Below are 26534 nucleotides of genomic sequence, written 5' to 3' on the forward strand. Positions count from 1 at the left end.
CCGCGGGCGATCGGGCAAGTCTCGCCGAGCAGAGAAGAAGGACGGCGCGAGCGCGGCGCGCGCACAACGAACCCGGATTCGGCGAGCCGCGCCCGGATTCGGCGAGCCGCCGGTTACGCAGCGCCCAGCTCGTCGCCCATTTCCTTCGCGCGCGCCTGTGCGGCGAGCACGCCGCGCACGATCGAGTCCTTCACGTGTTGCGCGTCGAACGACGCCAGCGCGGCCGCCGTCGTGCCGCCCTTCGACGTCACGCGCTCGCGCAGCACGCTCGCGGGCTCGCCCGACTGCACCGCGAGCTGCGCGGCGCCCGCGAACGTCGCGACCGCGAGCGCGCGGCCCTGCTCGTCGTTCATGCCGAGCTGGCGCGCCGCTTCCTGCAGCGCCTCGATGAAATAGAACACGTACGCGGGGCCGCTGCCCGAGATCGCGGTGACGGCGTCGAGCTGCGATTCGTCGTCGAACCAGACCGTCTCGCCGACCGCGCCGAGCACCTTCGATGCGAGATCGCGGCCCGCCGCGTCGACGCCCGGCAGTGCGGACAGGCCGGTCACGCCGAGGCCGACGAGCGCCGGCGTGTTCGGCATCGTGCGCACGACGCGCGCGTAATCGCCGAGCCAGCGCGACAGGTCCGCGCCGCGAATGCCGGCCGCGATGCTGACGACGAGCTGTGTCGACAGATGCGGCGCGAGCGCGGTCGCGATCTCCTTGAGCACCTGCGGCTTCACGGCGAGCACGATCGCGTCGTAGCCGGCGAGCGTGGCGTCGATGGCGGCCGCCGTGCGCACGCCGAATTGCGCTTGCGCGCGCTGACGCGCATCTTCGTTGATGTCGACGGCGAGCAGCTCGCTCGCCGCGACGCCGCGCCTGACGAGTCCGCCGATCAACGCGGCCGCCATGTTGCCGCCGCCGATGAATGCGATTTTCATGATGAATGAGACCGTTGAGGGAAAGGTGGTGGGTTCAGTGGGCGTAGTCGCGCGCGCCGAAGATCGCGGTGCCGATGCGCACGATCGTCGCGCCTTCGGCGACAGCGGCCTCGAGATCGTCCGACATGCCCATCGACAGCGTGTCGAGCGCGAGTCCGTCCGCGCGCAGTTGCTCGAAGAGCGCATGCAGCGCGCGGTGCGGCGCGCGTTTCGCCTCGGGGTCGGCCGCGGGCTCGGGGATCGCCATCAGGCCGCGCAGCCGCAGCGCGGGCAGCGCGGCGATCGCGCGCGCGAGTTCGGCCGCGTCCGAGGGCGCGACGCCGCTCTTCGACGCCTCGCCGCTGATATTCACCTGCACGCAGACGTTCAGCGGCGGCAGGTGCGCGGGCCGCTGCTCCGCCAGGCGCTGCGCGATCTTGAGCCGGTCGATCGTATGCACCCAGTCGAAACGCTCGGCGACGGGGCGCGTCTTGTTCGACTGCAGTGGGCCGATGAAATGCCACTCGAGCTCGGCGCGAAGATCGGCGAGCGAATCGATCTTGTCGATCGACTCCTGCACGTAATTCTCGCCGAACGCGCGCTGGCCGGCCGCGTAGGCGGCGCGCACCGCGTCGGCCGGAAACGTCTTCGACACCGCGAGCAGCGTGACCGCGCGCGGCTCGCGGCCGGCCGCGCGGGCGGCTTCGTCGATGCGGCGTTGAACGGAGGCGAGGCGGGCGGCGAGATCGGGCATGGCGGGACGAATGAAACATGAGACGCGCGCCGGACGGCGTGCCGCGGCGCGCGACGGATGCGGGAATTATACGGACAACCGGCGCTGACAACCGGCGCGGATGATCGCCGCGAACGACGGACGGGCGCGAAGCGCCGCCCGTCGCGCGCCGTCAACCGTACAGCAGATTCTCGACGAGCTGCACCCAGTGCACGACGGGCACCGGCGTGCCGCTTTGCAGATGCGCGATGCAGCCGATGTTCGCCGATACGATCATTTGCGGCTCGGTCGCCTGCAGCTTCGCGAGTTTCTGCTTGCGCAGCTTGTATGCGAGCGACGGCTGCGTGAGCGAGTAGGTGCCTGCGGACCCGCAGCACAGATGGCTGTCGGCGGGCAGCCGCACTTCGATGCCGAGCGCCTCCAGCAGCCGCTCGACCTTGCCGCGCAACTGCTGGCCATGCTGTAGCGTGCACGGCGGATGATAGGCGACCGTGTGGATGCCGCGCCGGCGCGTGAGCGCGATCAGCTCGGCCTCGAAGCCGCCGAGCAGCTCGGATGCGTCCTTCGTCAGCTCGACGATGCGGCGCGCCTTGTCCGCGTACGCCGCGTCGCCGCGCAGCAGGTGCGCGTACTCGCGCACCGTCGCGCCGCAGCCGGACGCGTTCATCACGATCGCGTCGACGCCGCGCTCGACGTGCGGCCACCACGCGTCGATGTTGCGGCGCGCGTCGTCGAGCGCTTCGTCGTGATAGCCGAGATGCAGCCGGATCGCGCCGCAGCAGCCGGCTTCCGGCGCGACCACGGTCTCGATGCCGAGCGCATCCAGCACGCGCGCGGTTGCGATGTTGATGTTCGGCATCATCGACGGCTGCACGCAGCCCGCGAGCATCAGCACGCGGCGCTCGCGCCGCGCGGTCGGCCACGCGAGCAGGCGCGCGCGCGGCGGCACCTTGTCGCGCAGCCGCTTCGGCAGCAGCGGCCGCACGTGCTGGCCGAGCCGCATCACGGGCGCGAACACGGAGGCGTTCGGCACGAAGCTCGCGAGCAGGCGCCGCACGATCCGCTGCGCGAGCGGCCGCGACACCTTCGTCTCGACGACCTTGCGGCCGATGTCGACGAGCCGGCCGTACTCGACGCCCGACGGGCAGGTCGTCTCGCAACTGCGGCATGTGAGGCAGCGGTCGAGATGCTGCTGCGTGCTGCGCGTGACCTCCGCGCCCTCGAGCATCTGCTTGATCAGGTAGATGCGTCCGCGCGGGCCGTCGAGTTCGTCGCCGAGCAATTGATAGGTCGGGCAGGTCGCGGTGCAGAAGCCGCAGTGCACGCACTTGCGCAGGATCGCGTCGGCGTCGTCGCCGTCGGGCGTGTGGCGGATGAAATCGGCGAGGTTCGTCTGCATCGCACTTTAGAGATCGGGGTAGAGCCGGCCGCGGTTGAAGATGCGCGCCGGATCGAACGCCGTCTTCAGGCCGCGGTGGATTTTCATCAGCGGCGCGGGCAGCGGCGTGAACACGCCCGCGCTCCTGTCGTAGCTTTCGCTCGCGCGAAAGAGCGTCGCGTGGCCGCCCGCCTGCTTCGCGCTCATGCGTACCGTCTGCGCGTCGGCGTCGGTGATCCACCAGCGCTGCGCACCGCCCCATTCCATCATCTGCGTGCCGGGCAGGTGCATCGGCTCGGTGATCGACGGCAGCGACAGCCGCCAGAGCGCGTGGCCCGGCGCGAGCGACGAGAAGAACGGGTCGTTCTGCTCGCGCACGCCCTCCCAGAAGCGCTCGGCCTCGACCGCGTCGACGGCTTCGCCGCCGAGCACGGTCTTCGCGCTCTTCACGGCCGCTTCCGCACCCGACAGGCGCAGCACGAGCGTACTGTAGCGCCACGCGCTCGCGGACAGCGGAAACGGGCGGCCCGCCCATTCGTTGAGCTTGCGCACCGCGTCGGTCGCGCTCATGTCGAATTTCAGCGTGATTTCGGCGGCCGGGACGGGCAGCACCTTGATCGACAGCTCGAGCATCAGCCCGAGCGTGCCGAGCGAGCCCGCCATCAGCCGCGACACGTCGTAGCCCGCGACGTTCTTCACGACCTGTCCGCCGAAGCGCAGCATGTCGCCCCGTCCGTTCAGGATCGTCACGCCGAGCACGAAATCGCGCGGCGCGCCCGTCGTCGCGCGGCGCGGGCCGGCCAGGCCCGCCGCGACCGCGCCGCCCACCGTCGCGCCGCGCCCGAAATGCGGCGGCTCGAACGGCAGCATCTGGCCGCGCTCGGCGAGCGTCGCCTCGAGCTCGGCGAGCGACGTGCCCGCGCGCGCGGTGACGACGAGCTCGGCGGGGTCGTATGCCACGATCCCGTGATGCGCGCGCGTATCGAGAATCTCTCCGTCGAGCGTCTGGCCGTACCAGTCCTTCGTGCCGCCGCCGCGTATGCGCAGCGCGCGGCCGCTCGCCGCGGCGTCGCGGATGCGCGCGGCCCAGCCTGCGACGATGTCGTCCTCTTCCATGGCGTTGTGTTTCGTTGTTCGTTTCGGGCGATTTTACCGGGGCGGCGCGATCGCACAGTCGGGCCGAACCCCTACGATCCCTTCAGGCCCGCACGGCGGCGTCAGAAGCGCGGCAGGTCCGGACGCGGCAGCAGCCCGCCGCGCACGTGCATCCGGCCGTATTCGGCGCAGCGCGCGCGGGTTGGAATCCCCTTGTCAGGATTGAGCAGCTCGGGCGGATCGAACGCGCGCTTGACCGCGAAGAACGCGTCGCACTCCTCGCGCGAGAACTGCACGCACATCGAGTTCAGCTTCTCGACGCCGACGCCGTGCTCGCCCGTCACCGTGCCGCCGAATTCGACGCAGGTTTCGAGGATCTCCGCGCCGAACGCCTCCGCGCGGTGCAGCTCGTCGGCGTCGTTCGCGTTGAACAGGATGAGCGGGTGCATGTTGCCGTCGCCCGCGTGGAACACGTTGATGCAGCGCAGCCCGTACTTCGTCTCCATCTGCTCGATGCGCGCGAGGAGCGGCCCGATCGCGCGGCGCGGCACCGTGCCGTCCATGCAGTAATAGTCGGGCGAAATGCGGCCCGCGGCCGGGAAGGCATTCTTGCGGCCCGACCAGAAGCGCAGCCGCTCGGCCTCGCTGCGCGACACCTGGATGCGCGTCGCGCCGTGCTCGCGCAGCACCGCGGTCATCCGCACGATCTCCTCGGCGACTTCCTCCTGCGTGCCGTCCGATTCGCACAACAGGATCGCGGCCGCGTCGAGATCGTAGCCCGCGTGCGTGAACGCCTCGACCGCCTGCGTCGCCGGCTTGTCCATCATTTCGAGGCCGGCCGGTATGATGCCCGACGCGATGATCGCGGCGACGGCCTCGCCGCCCTTGACGACGTCGTCGAAGCTCGCCATCACGAGCTGCGCGCACTGCGGCTTCGGAATCAGGCGCACCGTGACCTCGGTGACGACGATGAACATGCCTTCGCTGCCGATCGTGACGGCGAGCAGATCGAGGCCGGGCGCGTCGGGCGCGAGCGAGCCGAATTCGACGATCTCGCCGTCGATCGTCACGCCGCGCACGCGCAGCACGTTGTGGCACGTGAGCCCGTATTTCAGGCAATGGACGCCGCCCGAGTTCTCGGACACGTTGCCGCCGATCGTGCACGCGATCTGCGACGAAGGGTCGGGCGCGTAGTAGAGGCCGTACGGCGCGGCGGCCTCGGAGATCGCGAGATTGCGTACGCCGGGCTGAACGGTGGCCGTGCGCGCATAGGAATCGACTTCGACGATCCGCGTGAAACGCGCGAGCGACAGCACGACGCCGTGCCCGATCGGCAGCGCGCCGCCCGACAGGCTCGTGCCCGCGCCGCGCGGCACGATCGGCACGTCCATGCGCCGGCAGATCTGCACGATCCGCTGCACCTGCGATTCGGTCTCCGGCAGCGCGACCGCGAGCGGCAGCCGGCGGTATGCGGACAGCGCGTCGCATTCGTACGCGGCCGTGTCCTCGTCGCGATGCAGCAGGCAGTGGGTCGGCAGCACGGCCATCAGCGCCTGCACGACTTCGCGCTGGCGCTGCGCGCGCAGATCGGCCGACAGTTCGGCGGGGGCGTTCATTTCTCCTCCTGTTGCGCGGCGCGCGGCGCGCGGTCGTTCGATCCCGTTGCGGGCGCCGTCGCTTTCATGCGTCGATCGTGAAGATCTTGCCGGGGTTCATCAGGTTGCGCGGATCGAGCGCGCGCTTGATCGCGCGCATCGCGTCGACCGCGTTCTCGCCGTGCTCGGCCGCGAGAAAGCGCATCTTGTGCAGCCCGACGCCGTGCTCGCCCGTGCAGGTGCCGCCCATGCGCAGCGCGCGCTCGACGATCCGGTCGTTGAGCGCCTCGGCTTCGGCGAGCTCCTCGGGCTTGGCCGGATCGACGAGGATCGCGACGTGGAAGTTGCCGTCGCCGACGTGGCCCACGATCGGGCACGGCAGCGACGACGCGTTCAGGTCGGCTTCGGTTTCCTCGACGCACGCGGCGAGCTGCGAGATCGGCACGCAGACGTCGGTCGTCACCGCGCGGCAGCCGGGCTTCAGTTGCAGCATCGAGAAATACGCGTGGTGGCGCGCGGACCAGAGGCGCGTGCGATCCTCGGGCCGCGTCGCCCATTCGAAGCCCTGGCCGCCGTTCTGCTCGGCGAGCGCCTCGACTTGCTGAGCCTGCTCGCGCACGCCGGATTCGGTGCCGTGGAATTCGAAGAAGAGCGTCGGCGCCTCGGCGAGCCCGAGCTGCGCGTTGCGGTTGATCGCGCGCACCGCGAGCGCGTCGACGAATTCGACGCGCGCGATCGGCACGCCGATCTGAATCGTCTCGATCACGGTGCGCGCGGCGGCGCTCATCGACGGGAAGGCGCACACGGCGGCCGACACGGCCTCGGGCAGCGGGTGCAGGCGCAGCGTGATCTCGGTGATCACGCCGAGCGTGCCTTCGGAGCCGACGAAAAGCCGCGTGAGATCGTAGCCCGCCGACGATTTGCGCGCGCGCGTGCCCGTCTTCACGACCCGGCCGTCGGCGAGCACGGCGGTGAGGCCGAGCACGTTCTCGCGCATCGTGCCGTAGCGCACCGCGTTCGTGCCCGACGCGCGCGTCGCGGTCATCCCGCCGATGCTCGCGTCCGCGCCCGGATCGATCGGGAAGAAGAGGCCCGTGTCGCGCAGCGCGTCGTTCAGCGCGCGGCGCGTGAGCCCGGGCTCGACGGTCGCGGTGAGATCGTCGGCGTCGATCGACAGCACGCGGTTCATCTCCGACAGATCGAGCGACACGCCGCCGCGCACCGCGAGCAGATGGCCTTCGAGCGACGAGCCGACGCCGTACGGGATCAGCGGCACGTCGTGCCGCGCGCAGAGAAGGACGACGTCGCGCACGTCGTCGGCCGTGTGCGCGAACACGACGGCGTCGGGCAGTTGCGGATCGAACGGCGACTCGTCGCGGCCGTGATGGGCGCGCACCGCCTGCGCGACCGACATGCGCGCGCCGAACCGGGCGGCGAGCGCGTCGACGAAGGCGGTGGGAAGCGGGCGATGCGGCGGCGGAGCGGGGTGGTTCAAGCGAGTCTCCTGGGGGCAGATCTTTATGGCGCGCGCCGCGGCGAGGCGGGCCGGATCATTCTACGCTCGAATGGATGCGCGCCGCCTCGAACGCGGCTGCGATAATAGGGAATTCACCGACGCGGCGCGCGCCGCCGCCAACGGCCAACGACGGGAGGAACGATGGGCAATCGCTTGAGCAAGATCGCGACCCGCACGGGCGACGACGGCACGACGGGCCTCGGCGACGGCAGCCGCGTGCGCAAGGACGATGCGCGGATCGCGGCGATCGGCGACGTCGACGAACTGAACTCGCAGATCGGCGTGCTGCTTGCCGAGCCGCTGCCGGACGACGTCCGCGCGGCGCTTTCGGCGATCCAGCACGATCTGTTCGATCTGGGCGGGGAGCTGTGCATTCCGGGGCACGCGGCGATCACCGACGCGCATCTCGCGCGCCTGGACGGCTGGCTCGCGCACTACAACGGGCAACTGCCGCCGCTCGAGGAGTTCATCCTGCCGGGCGGCGCGCGCGGCGCGGCGCTCGCGCACGTGTGCCGGACCGTCTGCCGGCGCGCGGAGCGATCGATCGTCGCGCTCGGCGCGAGCGAGCCGCTCAACGCGGCGCCGCGCCGCTACGTGAACCGGCTGTCGGATCTGCTGTTCGTGCTCGCGCGGGTGCTGAACCGCGCGGCGGGCGGCGCCGACGTGCTGTGGGACCGTACGCGAGCGCACTGAACGCGTTGATGCGCATCATTGCAATCGCGGGCCTGTTGTGGCGAGGTGCGACAATTTGACCGCCGGGCGCGCGCCCATAAAGATGTATCGTTTGAGAATGTTTAACGGAGGAATACTTTCATGACGCAGATGACCGCCGAGCAAATGGCCCGAGTGAAAGCGACCGCCCCGGTTCTCGCGGAGCACGGCGCGACGATCACGAAGCATTTTTATCAGCGGATGTTCGGACGCCACCCCGAACTGAAGAACGTTTTCAACCAGACGCACCAGAAGACGGGCAGCCAGCCGGAGACGCTCGCGAAGGCGGTCTACGCGTACGCGGCGAACATCGACAATCTCGGCGCGCTCGGCGGTGCCGTGTCGCGGATCGCGCACAAGCACGCGAGCCTGAACATCCGGCCGGAGCACTATCCGATCGTCGGCGAGAACCTGCTCGCGTCGATCGTCGAGGTGCTCGGCGACGCGGTGGACGCGCACACGCTCGAAGCGTGGCGCATCGCGTACGGCCAACTGGCGACGATCCTGATCGGCGCGGAGGCGAACCTGTACGAGAACGCCGCATGGAGCGGTTTCCGTCCGTTCAAGGTCGCGAAGAAGGTGCGCGAGAGCGACGAGATCACGTCGTTCTACCTGACGCCCGCCGACGGCGGCGCGGCGCCCGAGTTCGCGCCGGGCCAGTACATCTCGGTGAAGCGCTTCGTCGGCGACATGGGCGTCGAGCAGCCGCGGCAGTACAGCCTGTCCGACGCGCCCCACGGCAAGTGGCTGCGCATCTCGGTCAAGCGCGAAGCGGGGCGCAGCGAGGAAGTGCCGGCGGGCAAGGTGTCGACGCTGATGCACGACGGCGTCGACGTCGATTCGATCGTCGAAGTCACCGCGCCGATGGGCGATTTCACGCTGAACCGCGACGCGTCGACGCCTGTCGTGCTGATTTCGGGCGGCGTCGGGATCACGCCGATGATGTCGATGGCGTCGACGCTCGTCGCGTCGGGCAGCGAGCGCGAAGTGCGGTTCCTGCACGCTTGCCGGTCGGCGAACGTGCACGCGTTTCGCGACTGGCTGAACGACACGACGGATGCCCATCCGAACGTGAAGCGCACGGTGTTCTACGAGGAAGTCGGCCCGAACGACCGGGTCGGCGTCGATCACGACTACGAAGGCCGGATCACGCCGGCCGCGCTCGAGCGCCACGCGCTCGTGCCGGACGCCGATTACTACATCTGCGGGCCGATTGCGTTCATGAAGCAGCAACGCGATGCGCTCGTCGCGCTCGGCGTCGCGCCGGAGCGCGTGCAGACGGAAATCTTCGGCTCGGGCGCGCTCGAATGAAGGAACATCGGCGAACGGCACGCGTTCGCTGACGCAGAACGAAAAAGCCCGGCGCAACGCGTCGGGCTTTTTCTTGGGCAATGCTCGCCCGGAACGGTGCCGGAGTCGCGTCAGGCCGGTTTGGGCCCGCGTTCTCGTGCGCCGCGCGCGGTTGCGCTTCGTCGCGCGCGGGACACGGCACAGGGAAGGCGGGCGCGGCGCGCGAAGCAGCGCGTGGCGATGCGCCCGCCGGCTTCGCCGTGCCGCCCGCCGCGATCAGTTGCCGCTGCCGCGCGCGACGCGGCGCGCCTTCACCGCTTCGGCGAGCCCTTCGAGCACCTTCACGCTGTCGTCCCAGTTGATGCACGCGTCGGTAATGCTCTGCCCGTACGTGAGCGGGCAGCCTTCCTTCAGGTCCTGGCGGCCTTCGACGAGGTGCGACTCGACCATCACGCCGACGATGCGCTCGTCGCCCGCCGCGATCTGGCGGCCGATGTCCGCGCACACGGGGATCTGGTTCTCGTGCTTCTTCGAGCTGTTCGCGTGGCTCGCGTCGATCATCAGGCGCGCGGCGAGGCCCGCCTTGCCGATGTCCGCGCACGCGGCGTTCACGCTGTCGGCGTCGTAGTTCGGCGCCTTGCCGCCGCGCAGGATCACGTGGCAGTCCTCGTTGCCGGCCGTCGACACGATCGCCGAGTGGCCGCCCTTCGTCACCGACAGGAAATGGTGCGGCTGCGACGCGGCCTTGATCGCGTCGACCGCGATCTTCACGTTGCCGTCGGTGCCGTTCTTGAAGCCGACCGGGCACGACAGCCCCGACGCGAGCTCGCGATGCACCTGCGATTCGGTCGTGCGCGCGCCGATCGCGCCCCACGAGATCAGGTCGGCGATGTACTGCGGGCTGATCATGTCGAGGTACTCGGTGCCGGCGGGCAGCCCCATCTCGTTGATCTGCAGCAGCAGCTCGCGCGCGGTGCGCAGGCCATCGTTGATCTTGAAGCTGTTGTCGAGGTGCGGATCGTTGATGAGCCCCTTCCAGCCGACCGTCGTGCGCGGCTTCTCGAAGTACACGCGCATCACGATCTCGAGCTCGTTCGCGAAGCGCTCGCGCTCCTTGACGAGCCGGCCCGCGTATTCGAGCGCCGCCTTCGTGTCGTGGATCGAGCACGGTCCGATGATGACGATCAGGCGATCGTCCATCCCGTGCAGAATCCGGTGCATCGCCTGGCGCGCGTTGTAGATGAGCTCCGACACCGCCTCGCCGAGCGCGAATTCGCGGATCAGGTGGGCGGGCGGAGTCAGCTCCTTCAGTTCTCGGATGCGGACGTCGTCGGTATTGTGCGGGGGCATGCTTGAGTTCTCCGGTTCGGTGCGCCGCCCGGCGTGCGCGGGTGCGGCTGGCGGTTCAATTCGACAAATCGGTGATTCGGGAAAGCTGGTGGATCGGGCCGTCAAGCCGCGCTTGCGAACCGGCGGGGCGAAAAAAAACCGCCGGGTTCGCCGGCGGTTTTTCGGGAATTCGGTTGCGCTTCGCGCGCCATCACTCCTCTCGATCCGCCAGCGGCCTGAGATGCCAAAAAAAGTAAAAGTAAAACTTTGCGGACATGGCGGAAATGCGATGTGTCAATGAAGCGATGCGAGACAGAGATTTATACCCGGTCGAGGGCCGCCTTGCAATCCTGCGGCGCTGAAAATGCGGACAATCCGCGCGATGCACTCGATTCGCGCGAATTGTCTGCGCCGCGATGCGGCAACGCCGCATTACGACGCGGTGCCGCCCACCGTCATGTTGTCGAGCCGCAGCGTCGGCTGGCCGACCCCGACGGGCACGCTCTGCCCCTCCTTGCCGCAGACGCCGACGCCCGTGTCGAGCCGCATGTCGTTGCCGATCATGCTCACGTACTTGAGCGATTCCGGGCCGCTGCCGATCAGCGTCGCGCCCTTGACCGGATACGTGACCTTGCCGTTCTCGATCATGTACGCCTCGGACGCCGAGAACACGAACTTGCCGTTCGTGATGTCGACCTGGCCGCCGCCGAAGTTCACTGCGTACAGGCCGTGCTTGACCGATTCGATGATCTCCCGCGGGTCCTTGTCGCCGTTGAGCATGTACGTGTTCGTCATCCGCGGCATCGGCAGCGCCGCGTAAGATTCGCGCCGCGCGTTGCCGGTGACGGGCATCTTCATCAGCCGCGCGTTCAGCGTGTCCTGGATGTAGCCCTTCAGGATGCCGTCCTCGATGAGCGTCGTGCACTGCGTCGGGTTGCCTTCGTCGTCGATGTTCAGCGATCCGCGGCGGTTCGGCAGCGTGCCGTCGTCGACGACGGTCACGCCCTTCGCGGCGACCTGCTCGCCGATGCGGCCCGCGAACGCCGACGAGCCCTTGCGGTTGAAGTCGCCCTCGAGCCCGTGGCCGATCGCCTCGTGCAGCAGCACGCCGGGCCAGCCCGGGCCGAGCACGACCGTCATCGCGCCCGCCGGCGCGGGACGCGCGTCGAGGTTGACGAGCGCCGCGTGCACCGCGTCGTCGACGTAGCGCGCGAGCACGTCGTCGGTGAAGTAGCCGTAGTCGAAGCGGCCGCCGCCGCCGCCCGAGCCGATCTCGCGGCGGCCGTTGTGCTCGGCGATCACCGTCACCGACACGCGCACGAGCGGGCGGATGTCCGCCGCGAGCGCGCCGTCGCTGCGCGCGACGAGCACGACGTCGTATTCGCCGGCGAGCCCCGCCATGACCTGCGTGATCCGCGGGTCGCGGCCGCGCGCCATCTGCTCGACGCGCTCGAGGAGCTTCACCTTCGCGGTCGCGTCGAGCGACGCGAGCGGATCGGCGGGCAGGTACAGGTCGCGGCCCGAGATGCCCTTCAACGACGAAGCGGCTCGGATCTTATGCTTGCCGCCGCCCGCGGCGGCGATCGCCTTCGTCGCGGCGGCCGCCTGGCGGATCGCGTCGGGCGACAGGTCGTCCGAATACGCGAACGCGGTGCGCTCGCCCGCGACCGCGCGCACGCCGACGCCCTGGTCGATGCTGAAGCTGCCCGACTTGACGATGCCTTCCTCGAGGCTCCACGCCTCGCTGCGGGTGGCCTGGAAGTACAGGTCCGCGTAGTCGACGCGATGCGTGAAGATGTCGGCGAGCGTGCGCGTGAGAAGGGCTTCGTCGAGGCCGTACGGCGTGAGCAGGATGTCCTTCGCGAGCGCGAGATTGCGCACGCCCTGAAGGAGGTCCCCTTGGGGGATGCCGGGTTCGATGATGTTCATGCGGATTCGGGGATTCTCAAATTCTGAAACGGTTGTCGGACGCGCTTTCTTCTTTCCGGGCAAATGGATCGCAGCGGCCGTTCTTCAAGGGCGGGGCGGCGGGGCGCTCACGCGAGCACGCGGTGCCGCCACGCGGGCAGGCTCTGCCGCACGTCGGCGATCCGCGCGGGATCGATTTCGCCCGCGACGACGCCCGCGCCTTCGTCGCGCACCGCGACGACTTCGCCCCACGGGTCGACGAGCATGCTGTGGCCCCACGTGCGGCGGCCGTTCTCGTGCTTGCCGCCTTGCGCGGCGGCGAGCACGTAGCACTGGTTCTCGACCGCGCGCGCGCGCAGCAGCGTCTCCCAGTGCGCGCGGCCCGTCGTGTACGTGAACGCCGACGGCACGACGATCATCGCGCAGTCGCCCATCCGCCGGTACAGCTCCGGAAAGCGCAGATCGTAGCAGACCGACAGCCCGACCCGGCCGAACGGCGCGTCGAACGTGCGCACCGCGTCGCCCGGACGGATCGTGCGCGCCTCGTCGAACGATTCGTCGCCCTTCTCGAAGTTGAACAGGTGGATCTTGTCGTAGCGGGCGGCCTCGCGGCCTTGCGGATCGAACACGAGCGTCGTGTTCAGCACGCGCGACGGCTCGGGCGCCGAGAGCGGCAGCGTGCCGCCGATCACCCAGACGCCGTGCGCCTTCGCGCGCTCGGCGAGAAAGCGCTGGATCGGGCCGTCCCGGTAGGCTTCCGCGAGCGCGAGCTTGTCGGTGTCCTGGTGGCCCATGAAGCAGAAGTACTCGGGCAGCAGCACGAGCCGCGCGCCCGCATCCGCCGCGTCGGCGATCAGCCGGCCGGCTTCGGCGAGATTGCGCTCGCGATCGGGCGTGCTGACCATCTGCAGCGCGGCAACCGGGAACGGCGAGGCTGAAGCATGGCGATCGGTCATGACGGATTCGTTAGCCGAAAAAAGGGTGCGGGCCCGGCGGCCGCGTCAGTGCTCGACGGCCGCGGGCGCGAAGTTCATCTTACCCCGATCGCCGCCGACACGCTCGATGTGCGGATGCGCCCACGAACCGGTGATCGCGTAGTCCACCGCGAACGCGTGCGCGAGCGTCTGCGACAGCGCGAGGTTCGCGGCGAGCACGCCCAAGCCGAGAAACGGATTGATGATCGCCGCGCCGATCGCGGCCGCGCTCGCGCTCACCTTCGGCGCGACGTGCGCGTTCAGGTCCTGCGTCTCGTGCGCGAGATCGACCTGGCCCGTCACCGTCACCTTCGCGGGCGATGTCTTCATCTCGAAGTCCTGCGTGCGCGCGATGCCGTTGTCGATCCTGCCCGTGCCCGTGATCGTCTCGAACGGCAGGCCCTTGCCGATCACGTCGCGGAAATCGAGCGTCATGAAGCGCGCGAGGCTTTGCAGGCTCAGCACGCCGAGCAGCTTCGCCGCGCCCGGGTCGACCTTCAGGATCTGGCCGTGCGCGAGGTCGAGCGACAGACGGCCGTTCAGCGTCGGATAGTCGATCGCGGTCGGGCCGCCGCGCCACGCGACCTTGCCCGACAGCGTGCCGCGCCCGCTCTCGACCGTGCGCGGCAGGCCGACGTGCTCGAGCAGGGCGCCCGCGTCGTCGATCGCGAGCGTGAAGTCGAACACCGTGCGGCGCGGCGCGTCGTTCTCTTCGACGCCGCGCGCGAGCGCGCGCCGCGACGTGCGCCAGTTCGCGGTCGCGGTGAGTTTCGCGGCCGGGTTCGCGAGCTCGAGCTTGTCGAGCTGCCAGACGGGGATGCCGTTCTCGTCGATGTTGCGCGCGTCGACCTCGAGCCGGCCGATGTCGTGGCCGCGCGCGACCACCTGGTCGACGACGAGATCGATCGCCGGCATCGCACGGTTGGTGGGCGTCGGCAGATCGATCGCGCGGCCGACGAGATCGTGCTCGGCGCTCTCGGGAATCACGAGCTTCGCGAGCCGCGCGCTCAGCACGCCCGCGCCCGTCGGGCCGCCGCCGGGCGCCCAGGACAGGTAGCCCGACACCTGGTTCGACGCGACGTTCGCCTGCCAGAGGTCGTCGACGTGCGATGCGCCGACGATCACGTTCTCCCAGTTGCGCTTGAGCAGCTTCAGCGTGCCGAAGTGCAGCGCGAAGCGCTTCGGCGCGAAGCTCGCGAGATCGACGGGCGACGCGGCCGGCTTCTCGCGCGCCGCGGGCGACTTGCCGAAGCCCTGCGCGAACGCCTGCCATGCGTCGGCGTCGAGCTCTTGCGCGTCGATCGCCGCGCTCACGCCTTCCTGCGGCATGTCGGGCATCCGGTTCATGCCGAGCGCGCCGCGCACCGCGCGCACCGGCTGCCCGCGCTCGACGTCGAGCAGGTAGGTCGCCGCGAGCGGGCCGAGCGTCAGGTCGGCCCGCTCGAGCGGCTTGCCGCTCGCCTGCGGATCGGGCGCGAGCACGAAGCTGAACGGCATCGGCGTGCCGGCCGGCTTCGCGAACGGCGCGGGGAAGTCGAGCGCGACGCCCGTGAGATCCGAGTTCGCGGTGATGTCGGGCAGTCCGCCTTTGGCGCCGTGCACGGCGAGCCGGTACGGCGCGTCGCCGACCACGCGCTCGAGCGCGGCCGCCGCCGCGCCGCGCAGGTTCAGCCCGCGCGCGGCGTCGAGCGACAGCCGGCCGTCGACGTCGAACGCGTAGCGGCCGGTCTCCGACAGCGCGCCGCGCGCGCGCACGTCGCCGCCGAGAAAGCGCGCGGTGAGCCGGTCGATGCTCGCCGTGTGCTGCGTGAACCGCACGTTGCCGCGCAGCCGCGTGACGGGCGGCACGCCGTCGGCCTCGAGCGTGTTGCCGGCGAAGCCGAGCGCGCCGTCGACGCCGACGTGCGGATGCGCGACGTGCTGCGGGATCGTCAGCTTGAGCGCGAGCGTCGCCGGGCCCTGCGCGCGCACGAGGTTGCCGATGTGGCCCGTCATCCCGGCGACCGCGCTGTGGTTCGCGTAGTCGAGCAGGTCGGCGAGCGGGCCGTGCGCGCGGCCCTCGATCACGAGCGGCGAATGCGTCGGGTTGCCGAGATCGTCGATGCGCCCCGTCACCTTCGCGAGCGCGACGCCCTTGTAGCGCGCGCGGTCGATGTCGAAGCGCAGCCGGTTCTGCTCGAGCTCGAACACGCCGTCGATGCCGTCGAGCGCGGGCCACACGTTCGGCGTGCCGTTCGCGAGCGTGCGCGGCGGCTGCGGCGTCGGCTCGAACGTGCCGCCCGTGAAGGGCGCGACGATGTGGAACACGCCCGCCTTCGGATCGTGCTCGTAAGGGAACGTCTCGAGCGGGCCCTTCGCGACGATCGTCGCGCCTTTCCTCACCTGGCCCGCCTGCAGCGCGTGGCCGAGATAGAGGCGCAGGTGATCGGACAGGCTTGTCGGCAGGTAGCGGGTGATCCGCGCGACCGCGGCGCGCTCGAAGTCGGCCTTCAGATCGAGCGAGCCGCGGCCGTGGCCGGGGTTCGTGTAACTGCCCGCCACCGCGATCGCTGCGTCGGCGTTCTCGACGTAGAACTCGGGCACCGCGACGTCGACGCGCGCGTGCCGCTCGCCCGGCGCGGGCGTGATGGTCCAGTTCGCGCGGCCGCGCAGCTTGTCGAACGCGAGGCGCGGCTCGTCGAACACGCCGGGCACGGTGACGGCCGCGCCGACCGTGTCGAAGCGCGCCGCGCCGCCTTTTTCGTTGGCGTCGACGTGGCCCCACAGATTTTCGACGCCCGGAATCCCCGCGCGTGGATGGCCGTGCGGCGAGAGCCCGGGCGGCGGCTCCTGCGCCTCGAAGCTGATCCCCTGCAAGTCGCCCTGGAACCGGTAGCGGATGATGGGCGCGGTGCCGCTCCGGCGTTCCTCGTCGACGAACTCGGGGCTCGCCGGCTTCGCGCGCTCGACCTCGATCGCGTAGTTCGCGACGAGCCCGCGCGGATCGAAGCGCACGAGCTCGTTGCGCAGCCGCGCCGGCAGCGGCAACCCGCGGATGAATTCGGCGAGGATGCCGAGATCGACGCGGTCGCCGGATACGCTCAGCAACTGGCCTTCGTCGACGCTCGGCACGCGGTAGCGCGCGGTGAGCGTATGCAGCGCGAGCGCGCGAGACAGCGGCGTGCCGTCCGACAGCGGCGGCTGGCCGAGCTCCGCGTGCAGCCGCGACAGATGCAGCGTGTAGTCGCGCTTCGGATCGATCGCGAGATCCCAGCCGAAGCGCGCGACCGGAATGTCGAGCCGCGGCTGCGTCGGGCGCACGCGCAGCGCGACGTCGTAGCCGCGCAGCTCGCCGCCCGCGCTGTACAGGTGGCCGTCGCCGAAATGCGCCCAGATCGCGTTGTCGATCCGGCCCGCATAGGCGGTGAGGCGGATGTTCACGTAGCGCGCGAGCGTCGGCAGGTCGACGGGGCCTGTCGACAGATACGCGTCGCCCGTCCAGTTCGACGGCTTGCCGATCGGCGCGAGCGCCTTGTGGACGAAGCGCGCGCGAAAGTCGAGCGGGCCGTGGAACAGCGTGCCGTTCGCGGGCGCCTGCAGCGCGATCCGGTGGACGATTCCGTCGTTGAGCACCGCGATCCGGATGCCCTTGAGCGCGAGCTCGGGCGCGTCGTGCTGCGCGTCGCGCCAGCGCAGCGTGCCGCCGCGCAGCACGATCGCCTCCTGCTTGAGCAGCCACGCGCTGAACGTGTCGTCGGCGCCCGTCTTCGTCGTCGGCACCGCGACGCCCGCGACGAACAGCGAGCCGTCCGCGTGGCGCTCGGTCAGCAGGTCCGGATCGTCGACGACGAGGCTCGACAGCGTCGGCGCGAAGCGCGCGAGCGAGCGCCACGACAGCGCGGCCGTCGCATGGGGAACCGATAGCGCGACGCGGCCGTCGCGGCCGCGAATCGTCAGGTTGCTGATGTCGACGCCCGGCTGCATGCCTGACCAGTGCGGCGCGAGCCGGCCGATCCGCAGCTCGGCGTGGAGCTTTTGCGACACGAACGCCTCGATGCGCGGGCGGTACTCGTCGATGCGGGGCAGCAGCAGGTAGCGCAGCCCGAGGAAGGCGGCGGCCGCGATGAAGTACGCGGCGATCGCGATCGCCAGCACGCCCTTGAACACGCGACGCAGAACCGGGTGATGGTGCTGCGGAGGTCCGGCTTCGGTCGTTGCGGCGGAATCCTGACGGTCGGACATGCGGCGAAGGGGCGGCGATATGGTAGTTTTGCGGACTGACGTTCAAATGTATCACACGGGTCCTTGCCGACGGCTTTCGCCACGCCGTCCGTGCGGGCCGTCCGGCCGGCCGCGCGCCGCGTTGCGCGCTGTCCGCGCGCGGCGGCTCGCGGCCTTTCACCGCGCAACGCGCGCTTGACGATGACCGACGCCACCGATCTGCTGTCCCTGTCCTATTCGCACTATCTCGCGCGCGCGGCTGCGGCGCGGCCGGCGCTCGCCGAGCGCATCGCCGCGTGGGCGGCCGCGCCCGTCGCGCGCGCGGCGCTCGACGCGCGCCTCGACGAACTGCTCGCGCAAAGCGGCCCGTCGCCGTCCGAGGACGCGCTAAAAAAGGCGCTGCGGCAGCTGCGGGGCGAGGCGTTCGGCGCGCTCGCCGAGCGCGACCTGTCGGGGCGCGCGGACGTGGCCGAAGTCACCGGCACGATGACCGACCTCGCCGAGGCGGCGATCCAGCGCGCGGTCGCGCTGCTCGCCGCGGAGCTCGAGGCGCAGTACGGCGAGCCGCGCGGCCCGTCGGGCGAGCGTCTCGCGCTCGGCGTGGTCGGCATGGGCAAGCTCGGCGGCCGCGAGCTGAACGTATCGTCGGACGTCGATCTGATCTTCGTCTACGAGGACGACGGCGAGACGGCGGGCGGCGCGCGCGCGCCGATTTCCGTGCACGAGTTCTTCACGCGGCTCGGCCGGCGCCTGATCGGCGTGCTGTCCGAGGCGACGGCCGACGGCTACGTGTTTCGCGTCGACATGCGGCTGCGCCCGAACGGCGATTCCGGCCCGCTCGTCTGCAGCCTCGGGATGCTGGAGGAATATTTCTACGTGCAGGGGCGTGAATGGGAGCGCTACGCGTGGATCAAGGGCAGGCTCGTGACCGAGTGCGAGAGCGCCGCCGCGCGCCGCCTCGCGCAGCAGCTCGATGCGATCGTCAAGCCGTTCGTCTACCGGCGCTATCTCGATTTCGGCGTGATCGGCGCGATCCGCTCGCTGCACGAGCAGATTCGCCAGGAGGCGCGGCGGCGCGCGACGATGCGGCCCGACAAGGCCGACGACATCAAGCTCGGCCGCGGCGGAATCCGCGAGATCGAGTTCAGCGCGCAGGTGTTCCAGCTGATCCGCGGCGGGCAGGACGCGGGCTTTCGCGTGCAGCCGACGCTCGCCGTGCTGCGCCATGCGAGCGCGAGCGGGCTGATCGCCGAGGAAGTGCGCGCGGGGCTGACGGATGCCTATCTGTTCCTGCGCACGCTCGAGCACCGGCTGCAATACCGCAACGACGCGCAGACGCACGCGATGCCCGTCGATCCGGCCGAGCGCGCGGCGCTCGCCGCGTCGCTCGGCTTCGCCGATTACGCGGCGCTGATCGCCCAGCTCGACCGGCATCGCGCGTTCGTCGAGGCGCAGTTCGATCAGGTGTTCGCCGACAAGGCGGGCGGCGGCGCGCGGCGCGAGGACGAACAGGCGGCGGGCTGCATCTGGAGCAGCGCGCTCGCCGACGACGGCGCCGACGACGCGCTCGTCGGGCGACTGGCCGAGCTCGGCTTCGCCGATCCGGCGGCCGTGCTCGCGCGGCTGCAGGCGGTGTGGCGCTCGTCGCGCTACGCGGGGCTGCCGGAATCGAGCCGCGTGCGTTTCGACCGGGTCGCGCATCGCGCGCTCGAGGCGGCGCCCGGCATCGACGCCGCGCATCGCGACGAGACCGTCGTGCGCTGCTTCGAGTTGCTCGAGACGGTTGGCCGGCGCGGGGCGTATCTCGCGCTCCTGACCGAATATCCGGCCGCGCTGCGGCGCGTGCTGTCGGTGCTCGGCGCGACGCGCTGGGGCGGCGATTATCTGATTCGGCATCCGCAACTGCTCGACGAACTGCTCGACGACGAGGCGATCGACAGCCCGTTCGACTGGCCGGCGTTCAAGGACGCGCTGCGCCGGCGGCTCGCGGCCGCCGACGGCGCCGAGCATCAGATGGACCTGCTGCGCCACGCGCATCAGGCCGAGGTGTTCCGGATCCTGCTGCTCGATCTGGCCGGCCGGCTGTCGGTCGAGCACGTGAGCGACCGCCTGTCGGAGCTCGCCGACGCGATGCTCGACGTGACGATCGAAGTCGTCTGGTCGCAACTCGCGAAGCGCCATCGCGACACGCCGTGCTTCGCGGCGATCGCGTACGGCAAGCTGGGCGGCAAGGAGCTCGGCTACGCGTCCGATCTCGATCTGATCTTCCTGTACGACGATCCGGACGAGCGCGCGGCCGACGTCTACACGACGTTCGCGCGCCGTCTGATCACATGGCTCACGACCGCGACGGGCGCGGGCACGCTGTTCGACATCGATTTGCGGCTGCGGCCGAACGGCGAGGCGGGCCTGCTCGTCACCGATCTCGATGCGTTCCGCCGCTACCAGCTGCGCGAGGGCGACGCGGCGAACACCGCGTGGGTCTGGGAGCATCAGGCGCTCACGCGCGCGCGCTACAGCGCGGGCGACGCGCGGATCGGCGCGGCGTTCGAGGCGATTCGCGTGCAGGTGCTGACGACGCCGCGCGACGCGGCGGTGCTCGCGAAGGAGATTGTCGAGATGCGCGAGAAGGTGCTTGCCGGGCACCCGAACACGACCGAGCTGTTCGACCTGAAGCACGACCGCGGCGGGATGGTCGACATCGAGTTCGTCGTCCAGTACTGGGTGCTGCTGCATGCGGCGCAGCAGCCGGAGATGATCCGCAACACCGGCAACATCGCGCTGCTGCGCGAGGTGTCGCGCTTCGGGCTGATGAGCGAGGCGGAGGCGGAGACGGTCGGCGCCGCGTACCGGACCTACCGGAAGCTCCAGCACCGGCTGCGGCTCGACGGGATGGAGAAGGCGCGCGTCGAGCCCGAGCGGGTCGCGGCCGAGCGGCGGGCCGTGGTCGCGTTGTGGGAGCGCGCGTTCGGCGCGTAGCGGCAAGCGCGGCGGAAGCCGAAGCACGGCCCGCGCGGGGCGCCTGAACGCGGCCGCCGCGCGACGCTCGCGACGCGGGGGGAGCCGGCCGCCGCCGCGTGCCGGTTTTCGCGCGATTTCGTCGCGCGATCCGTCTGCGCGCGGCGGAAGCCCGGGCGACGCGGGCGACGATGTGCCCGAGGTCGCGCGGGCGGCCGAGCCGGCCGCCGCGGCCGCGCGGAATCCGTCGCGGCCGGCGCGCGCTGCGTCACGCGGTCAGCATTTCCTTCGCGTGCTTGCGCGTCGTCGCGGTGATCTCGAGGCCGCCCAGCATCCGCGCGACTTCCTCGATCCGGCTCGCGCGATCGAGCGGCACGACCGTCGACACGGTGCCGCCTTCGCCGTCCTCGCCCTTCGCGACCTGGAAGTGATGATCGCCGCGCGCGGCGACCTGCGGCAGGTGCGTCACGCACAGCACCTGCCGCATCTGGCCGAGCTGATGCAGCAGCCGCCCGACCACCTCGGCGACGCCGCCGCCGATGCCCGTGTCGACTTCGTCGAAGATGAGCGTCGGCGTCGGGCTCGCCGCGCTCGCGATCACCGCGAGCGCGAGGCTGATCCGCGCGAGCTCGCCGCCCGAGGCGACCTTCGCGAGCGGCCGCAGCGGCACGCCCGCATGACCCGCGACGCGGAACTCGACCTGCTCGAGCCCGTGCGCGCCGCCTTCGGCGAGCGGCACGAGCGCGACCTCGAAGCTGCCGCCCGCCATCGACAATTCCTGCATGCCCGTCGTCACCGCCGCGCCGAGCGCTTTCGCCGCCTGCGCGCGCGCCTTCGACAGCTTCTTCGCGTCGGCGAGATACGCGTCCTTCGCCCTGTCGGCGATCGCCTGCAGCGCGCTCAGGTCGGCGGCGGCGTCGAGCTCGGCGAGCTGCGCGCGGCGCGCCTCGTGCTCGCCGTGCAGCGTCTCGGGCGGCAGCCGGAACTTGCGCGCGGTCGAATGCAGCGCGTCGAGCCGCGTCTCGACCTGCGCGAGCCGGTCCGGATCGAGGTCGAGACGCTGCGCATAGTGCGACAGCGAGTACGACGCCTCCTGCAACTGGATCTCGGCCGGTTCGAGCGACGCGAGCGCGTCGTTGAGCGCGGGATCGTATTCGGCGAGGCTCCTCAACTTCGACACGATCGCGCCCAACTGCGTGAGCATCGCGTCGTCGGATTCCGAGATCGCGTTGAGCGCGCCCTGCACGCCGTCGATCAGGTTTGCCGAATGCGTGAGCCGCTTGTGCTCGGCGCTGATCTCGTCCCATTCGCCCGGCTGCGGCGCGAGCTTGTCGAGCTCGGCGAGCTGCCACGCGAGCTTTTCGCGTTCGAGCTGGCGCTCGCGCTCGTGCGCCTGCGCGGCGTCGATCGCGTGCGTCGCGTCGCGCCATGCGCGATAGCCGCGCGTGACCGCGGCCGCGTCCGCCGCGAGCCCCGCGTGCGTGTCGAACAGCTCGCGTTGCGCGTCCGCGCGCATCAGTAACTGGTGCGCATGCTGGCCGTGGATGTCGACGAGCATCTCGCCCACTTCGCGCAGCTGCGCGAGCGTCGCGCTCGTGCCGTTGATGAATGCGCGCGAGCGGCCGTTCGCGTCGACGACGCGCCGCAGCATCACCGTGTCGTCGGCATCGAACGCGTGCTCGTCGAGCCAGCGCGCGACGCGGTCGTGCGGCGTGAATTCGGCGCTGATGTCGGCCCGGCCGCTGCCGGTGCGCACGACGCTCGCGTCGGCGCGCTCGCCGAGCGCGAGCGCGAGCGCGTCGATCAGGATCGATTTGCCGGCGCCGGTTTCGCCTGAGAAAACGGTGAAGCCGCTGTCGAATTCCAGGTCGAGTGCGGCGACGATGACGAAATCGCGAATCGAGAGGTGGCGGAGCATGGGTGTCGGTCGGAAGGGGGGCGTCGGGATTTATTCGTCGTCTTCTTCGTTCGACGGGTGTTCGTTCCAGTGCAGTTTCTTGCGCAGCGTCGCGTAATAGCTGTAGCCGACCGGGTGCAGGAACGGCACCGTGTGCTTCGAGCGGCGCACTTCGATCGTGTCGTTCAACTCGAGCGCGGTGAACGACTGCATGTCGAAGTTCACGTTCACGTCGCGCCCGCCGATGATCTGGATCGCGATCTTCGAATCGTCCGGCAGCACGATCGGCCGGTTCGACAGCGCGTGCGGCGCGATCGGCACGAGCACGATGCCCTGCAGCTGCGGATGCAGGATCGGCCCCTGCGACGACAGCGCGTATGCGGTCGAGCCCGTCGGCGTCGCGACGATGAGGCCGTCCGAGCGCTGGTTGTACATGAATCGGCCGTCGACCGACACGCGCAGCTCGGCCATCCCGGAGAAGCCGCTGCGGTTCACGACGACGTCGTTGAACGCGAGCGCGTGGTAGATCGGCTCGTTGTTGCGCACGATCCGCGCCTCGAGCAGCGTGCGCTCCTCGCGCTCGTAGCTGCCCGCGAGCATCATCGGCACGACTTCCTGCATGTCGGACGCCGGGATGTCGGTGATGAAGCCGAGCCGGCCGTGGTTGATGCCGATGAGCGGCGTCTTGTACGGCGCGAGCTGGCGGCCGATGCCGAGCATCGTGCCGTCGCCGCCCAGCACGACCGCGACGTCGGCGCGCGCGCCGATCTCGGCGGGCGTGAGCGCCGGGTAGCCGGTGCTGCCGAGCGCCTGCGCGGTGTCCGCCTCGAACACGACTTCGAAGCCGCGCTTCGCGATGCACGCGGCGAGCGACGCGAGCGGCTCGGCGATGCCGGGCGTGTTGCTGCGCCCGACGAGCGCGACGGTATGGAATTGGTGGCCGATTTTCATGCCGGCATTACACCATAGCTCGATGACGAAAAGAACCGCCCGCCGGCGGCCGGCCGGCAAAACGGGCGCGGGACGGGCGGCGCGCAAGCGGCGCTCGCGGGCGCCGCCCGGTTGCGCTAAAATTTTCCATCATGTTAGATCCACGCGCACGAACCCTCCTCAAGACGTTGATCGAGCGGTATATCGCCGACGGTCAGCCGGTCGGATCGCGCACGTTGTCTCGTTATTCCGGGCTCGAGCTGAGCCCGGCGACGATCCGCAACGTGATGTCCGACCTGGAGGAGCTCGGCCTCGTGTCGAGCCCGCATACGTCGGCGGGGCGCGTGCCGACGCCGCGCGGCTACCGGCTGTTCGTCGACACGATGCTCACGGTCGAGTCGCCGATCGATTCCGACGCGGTCACGCGGCTCGTGCAGACCACGCTGCAGGCGGGCGAGCCGCAGCAGAAGGTCGTCGCGGCCGCGGCGAGCGTGCTGTCGAACCTGTCGCAGTTCGCGGGTGTCGTGCTGACGCCGCGCCGCAGCCACGTGTTCAAGCAGATCGAGTTCCTGCGCCTGTCGGACAAGCGGATTCTCCTCATCATCGTGACGCCCGAAGGCGACGTGCAGAACCGCATGATCGCGACGCAGCGCGACTACTCGCCCGCGCAGCTCACCGAGGCGTCGAACTACATCAACGCGCACTTCGCCGGCCTGTCGTTCGACGAGGTGCGCCGCCGGCTGCGCGGGGAAATCGACGAGTTGCGCGGCGACATGACGGCGCTGATGCACGCGGCCGTCACGGCGAGCACCGAGGAGCCCGCCGACGAGGAGACCGTGCTGATCTCCGGCGAGCGCAACCTGCTCGAAGTGGCGGACCTGTCGTCCGACATGGCGCGCCTGCGCAAGCTGTTCGACGTGTTCGACCAGAAGACGAGCCTGCTGCAACTGCTCGACGTGTCGAGTCACGCGCAGGGCGTGCAGATCTTCATCGGCGGCGAGTCGACGCTCGTGCCGATCGACGAGATGAGCGTCGTGACCGCGCCGTACGAGGTCAACGGCAAGATCGTCGGCACGCTCGGCGTGATCGGCCCGACGCGGATGGCGTACAACCGCGTGATTCCGATCGTCGACATTACCGCGCGCCTCCTGTCGCTGACGCTCAGCCAGCAGTAACCGGTTCCATCCGCCGTTCATCGCCATTTCGTCATACTTTTCAGCACGCTTGTTGCGGCGTCCGACGCCGCTCCTGCCGCTCGTTTCCCGCTCGAATCCGTCATCGTCATCGTGCCGGCCCGCCGGGCGCCGCGCAATTGGCCGGACGGCCGAGTGGTGGCGCCCGGCCGCCCCGCTATAATGAGTGTCGTTCGATTCGGTGCCCCGGCACGCTCTTTCCATGCGCTTTGACCTCGAACCGCCGTCGCACGCGTCGGCCGCCCACCGCGTCGCCGTGCTGCTCGTCAATCTGGGCACGCCCGACGAGCCGACGCCGCGCGCGGTGCGCCGCTATCTTGCGCAGTTCCTGTCCGATCCGCGCGTCGTCGAGATCCCGCAACTCGTCTGGCAGGTGATCCTGCGCACGCTGATCCTGCCGCTGCGCGGCCGCGCGTCCGCGAAGAAGTACGCGGCCGTCTGGCTGCCCGAGGGCTCGCCGCTGCGCGTCTATACGGAGCGCCAGGTCGAGAGCTTGAAGCCGCTGTTCGCGGCGAACGGCTACCGCGTGATCGTCGACTATGCGATGCGCTACGGCACGCCGAGCATCGCCGACGTGCTCGCGCAACTGAAGCGCGCGGGCGCCGAGCGCGTGCTGCTGCTGCCGATGTATCCGCAATATTCGGCCTCGACGACGGCCACCGCGTTCGACGCGGCGTTCGCCGCGCTCGGCCGGATGCGCAACCAGCCGGAGGTGCGCACCGTGCGCCACTACGCGGATCACCCGGCCTATATCCATGCGCTCGCCGAGCAGGTTCGCCAGTATTGGGCGGCGCACGGCAGGCCGGCATTCGATTCGGGCGACAAGCTCGTGCTGAGCTTTCACGGCGTGCCCAAGCGAACGCTCGATCTCGGCGATCCGTACCACGACCAATGCCAGCAGACGGCCGCGCTCCTGATGTCCGCGCTCGGCCTGACGACGTTCGAGTGCCGGGTCACGTTCCAGTCGCGCTTCGGCAAGGCGGAGTGGCTTCAGCCTTATACTGCGCCGACCCTCAAGGAGCTCGGCGCGGCGGGTGTGCGGCGCGCGGACGTGTTCTGCCCGGGCTTCACCGCCGACTGCCTGGAGACGATCGAGGAGATCGGAATGGAAGTGCGCGACGAGTTCCTGCATGGCGGCGGCAAGGAGTTCCACCGGATTCCTTGCCTGAACGCGTCGCACGCGTGGATCGCGGCGCTCGGCGAGATCGCCGCCGAAAACCTGCAAGGCTGGCCGGTGCGCGTCGCGACGGCGCCGGAAGCCGTGACCTGATTGCCATGAATTTCAAGATCTCGACCGAACCCGGCGCGCGGCTGCGCATCGACAAGTGGCTCTGGGCCGCGCGCTTTTTCAAGACTCGCTCGCTCGCGGCCGAAGCCGTCGAGAAAGGGCGGGTGAAGATCGGCGGCGCGGCCGTCAAGCCGGCGAAGGACGTGCGCGTCGGCGACCGGGTCGACGTGACGATCGAGCACGTCGTCTGGGAAATCGACGTGCTCGGCGTGTGCGACGTGCGCGGGCCGGCGAGCGTTGCGCAGACGCTCTACGCGGAGACGGAAGCGGGGCGGGCGAAGCGTCTTGCGGAACTCGAGCGGCGCCGGCATTTCCGGGAGCCTTCGGCAGAGCTGCACGGACGGCCGACGAAGCGGGACCGCCGGATTATCGACAGGTTTTCGGATGGGAGCTGAACAGCTGATCGAACGTCGCGCGGGCGCTGCCGTATTCCGTCGTGCGATCGGTGACGGCGCCCGATAGGCAAATGGTCGTCGTGCCGGCGATGAGTACCAGCGCGACTGCCGAAATGGCGAAGGTCAGTTTCACGGTACTCCCCCTCGAGAAGACGGGTGAAAGGGCCTCGGGTCCGGTGTCGGGCGCTGTCGGGACAGGGGGTACGCGGCACCCGACGCGCTTGTCGCAAGTGTAGTTC

21 protein-coding genes are annotated in these 26534 nt (G+C 70.1%); 7 read left to right on the top strand and 14 right to left on the bottom strand.

Annotation, left to right across the window (positions count from 1 at the left end):
• Positions 1–113: 113 nt before the first annotated feature.
• From proC to BTH_RS18785, 6 genes are all read right to left on the bottom strand, one after another.
• The gene (gene proC / locus BTH_RS18760) at positions 114–926 is read right to left on the bottom strand and encodes a pyrroline-5-carboxylate reductase (protein WP_009889216.1); all 813 of its coding nucleotides are present in this window, start codon (positions 924–926) and stop codon (positions 114–116) included.
• Positions 927–960: 34 nt separating this feature from the next.
• Positions 961–1659, bottom strand: coding sequence for a YggS family pyridoxal phosphate-dependent enzyme (locus BTH_RS18765; RefSeq protein ID WP_009889218.1), 699 nt, complete (start codon positions 1657–1659; stop codon positions 961–963).
• Positions 1660–1810: 151 nt separating this feature from the next.
• Positions 1811–3037 (bottom strand): glycolate oxidase subunit GlcF, encoded by a 1227-nt coding sequence (glcF, locus tag BTH_RS18770; protein ID WP_009889220.1) that lies wholly within the window; start codon positions 3035–3037, stop codon positions 1811–1813.
• A gap of 6 nt (positions 3038–3043) precedes the next feature.
• Complete coding sequence (glcE, locus tag BTH_RS18775) at positions 3044–4132, bottom strand: glycolate oxidase subunit GlcE (protein WP_009889223.1); 1089 nt, start codon at positions 4130–4132, stop codon at positions 3044–3046.
• A 101-nt stretch (positions 4133–4233) separates the two neighbouring features.
• Positions 4234–5727 (bottom strand): FAD-linked oxidase C-terminal domain-containing protein, encoded by a 1494-nt coding sequence (locus tag BTH_RS18780; protein ID WP_009889224.1) that lies wholly within the window; start codon positions 5725–5727, stop codon positions 4234–4236.
• Positions 5728–5791: 64 nt separating this feature from the next.
• Positions 5792–7201, bottom strand: coding sequence for an FAD-binding oxidoreductase (locus BTH_RS18785; RefSeq protein ID WP_009889226.1), 1410 nt, complete (start codon positions 7199–7201; stop codon positions 5792–5794).
• Between the two features lie 162 nt (positions 7202–7363).
• On the opposite strand from BTH_RS18785, the gene BTH_RS18790 reads away from it, so the two are divergent.
• Positions 7364–7915 (top strand): cob(I)yrinic acid a,c-diamide adenosyltransferase, encoded by a 552-nt coding sequence (locus BTH_RS18790; RefSeq protein ID WP_009889228.1) that lies wholly within the window; start codon positions 7364–7366, stop codon positions 7913–7915.
• 120 nt (positions 7916–8035) lie between these two features.
• The gene (gene hmpA, locus BTH_RS18795; RefSeq protein WP_009889230.1) at positions 8036–9244 is read left to right on the top strand and encodes an NO-inducible flavohemoprotein; all 1209 of its coding nucleotides are present in this window, start codon (positions 8036–8038) and stop codon (positions 9242–9244) included.
• 255 nt (positions 9245–9499) lie between these two features.
• Here hmpA and aroG read toward each other — a convergent pair whose 3' ends face one another.
• Positions 9500–10573, bottom strand: coding sequence for a 3-deoxy-7-phosphoheptulonate synthase AroG (gene aroG, locus BTH_RS18800; protein ID WP_009889232.1), 1074 nt, complete (start codon positions 10571–10573; stop codon positions 9500–9502).
• Here aroG and BTH_RS34545 point away from each other — a divergent pair.
• Positions 10572–10853: a hypothetical protein gene (locus BTH_RS34545; protein ID WP_162473138.1), complete on the top strand. Its 282-nt coding sequence runs from the start codon at positions 10572–10574 to the stop codon at positions 10851–10853. The genes aroG and BTH_RS34545 overlap by 2 nt on opposite strands.
• On the opposite strand, the gene BTH_RS34550 is transcribed toward BTH_RS34545, so the two are convergent.
• The 4 genes from BTH_RS34550 to BTH_RS18815 all read right to left on the bottom strand — a co-directional run bounded on the left by BTH_RS34550 (position 10764) and on the right by BTH_RS18815 (position 17655).
• The gene (locus BTH_RS34550; RefSeq protein WP_009908781.1) at positions 10764–10985 is read right to left on the bottom strand and encodes a hypothetical protein; all 222 of its coding nucleotides are present in this window, start codon (positions 10983–10985) and stop codon (positions 10764–10766) included. The genes BTH_RS34545 and BTH_RS34550 overlap by 90 nt on opposite strands.
• Positions 10985–12481 carry a metalloprotease TldD gene (tldD, locus tag BTH_RS18805; RefSeq protein WP_009889234.1) on the bottom strand — a complete coding sequence of 499 codons (1497 nt, stop codon included), beginning with the start codon at positions 12479–12481 and terminating at the stop codon, positions 10985–10987. Before tldD ends, BTH_RS34550 begins: the two co-directional genes overlap by 1 nt.
• 107 nt (positions 12482–12588) lie before the next feature.
• Positions 12589–13416: a carbon-nitrogen hydrolase family protein gene (locus BTH_RS18810; RefSeq protein WP_009889236.1), complete on the bottom strand. Its 828-nt coding sequence runs from the start codon at positions 13414–13416 to the stop codon at positions 12589–12591.
• A gap of 45 nt (positions 13417–13461) precedes the next feature.
• Entirely contained in the window at positions 13462–17655 is a 4194-nt protein-coding gene (locus tag BTH_RS18815; protein ID WP_009889237.1) for a YhdP family protein, read from the bottom strand.
• Positions 17656–17835: 180 nt separating this feature from the next.
• Here BTH_RS18815 and glnE point away from each other — a divergent pair, with 180 nt between their 5' ends.
• Positions 17836–20613, top strand: a complete 2778-nt coding sequence (gene glnE, locus BTH_RS18820) for a bifunctional [glutamate--ammonia ligase]-adenylyl-L-tyrosine phosphorylase/[glutamate--ammonia-ligase] adenylyltransferase (RefSeq protein ID WP_025369780.1) — start codon at positions 17836–17838, stop codon at positions 20611–20613.
• Between the two features lie 247 nt (positions 20614–20860).
• Here glnE and recN read toward each other — a convergent pair whose 3' ends face one another.
• Together recN and BTH_RS18830 are read right to left on the bottom strand one after the other, a co-directional pair.
• Positions 20861–22510, bottom strand: coding sequence for a DNA repair protein RecN (gene recN, locus BTH_RS18825; RefSeq protein ID WP_009889240.1), 1650 nt, complete (start codon positions 22508–22510; stop codon positions 20861–20863).
• Positions 22511–22540: 30 nt separating this feature from the next.
• On the bottom strand, positions 22541–23440 hold the full coding sequence (locus BTH_RS18830) for an NAD kinase (RefSeq protein ID WP_009889241.1): 900 nt from the start codon (positions 23438–23440) through the stop codon (positions 22541–22543).
• Positions 23441–23571: 131 nt separating this feature from the next.
• Here BTH_RS18830 and hrcA point away from each other — a divergent pair, with 131 nt between their 5' ends.
• The 3 genes from hrcA (at position 23572) to BTH_RS18845 (ending at position 26295) form a co-directional block, all read left to right on the top strand.
• A complete protein-coding gene (hrcA, locus tag BTH_RS18835) occupies positions 23572–24594 on the top strand; it encodes a heat-inducible transcriptional repressor HrcA (RefSeq protein ID WP_009889243.1) in 1023 nt (340 codons plus the stop codon).
• A 220-nt stretch (positions 24595–24814) separates the two neighbouring features.
• Positions 24815–25882 (top strand): ferrochelatase, encoded by a 1068-nt coding sequence (gene hemH, locus BTH_RS18840; protein ID WP_009889245.1) that lies wholly within the window; start codon positions 24815–24817, stop codon positions 25880–25882.
• Between the two features lie 5 nt (positions 25883–25887).
• Positions 25888–26295, top strand: coding sequence for an RNA-binding S4 domain-containing protein (locus tag BTH_RS18845; RefSeq protein ID WP_009889248.1), 408 nt, complete (start codon positions 25888–25890; stop codon positions 26293–26295).
• Here the strand turns inward: BTH_RS18845 and BTH_RS34555 are convergent.
• Positions 26267–26428, bottom strand: a complete 162-nt coding sequence (locus tag BTH_RS34555; RefSeq protein ID WP_009904044.1) for a hypothetical protein — start codon at positions 26426–26428, stop codon at positions 26267–26269. The genes BTH_RS18845 and BTH_RS34555 overlap by 29 nt on opposite strands.
• Between the last annotated feature and the right edge of the window lie 106 nt (positions 26429–26534).

The sequence above is a fragment of the Burkholderia thailandensis E264 genome (genome assembly GCF_000012365.1).
Classification (GTDB): Bacteria; Pseudomonadota; Gammaproteobacteria; order Burkholderiales; family Burkholderiaceae; genus Burkholderia; species Burkholderia thailandensis.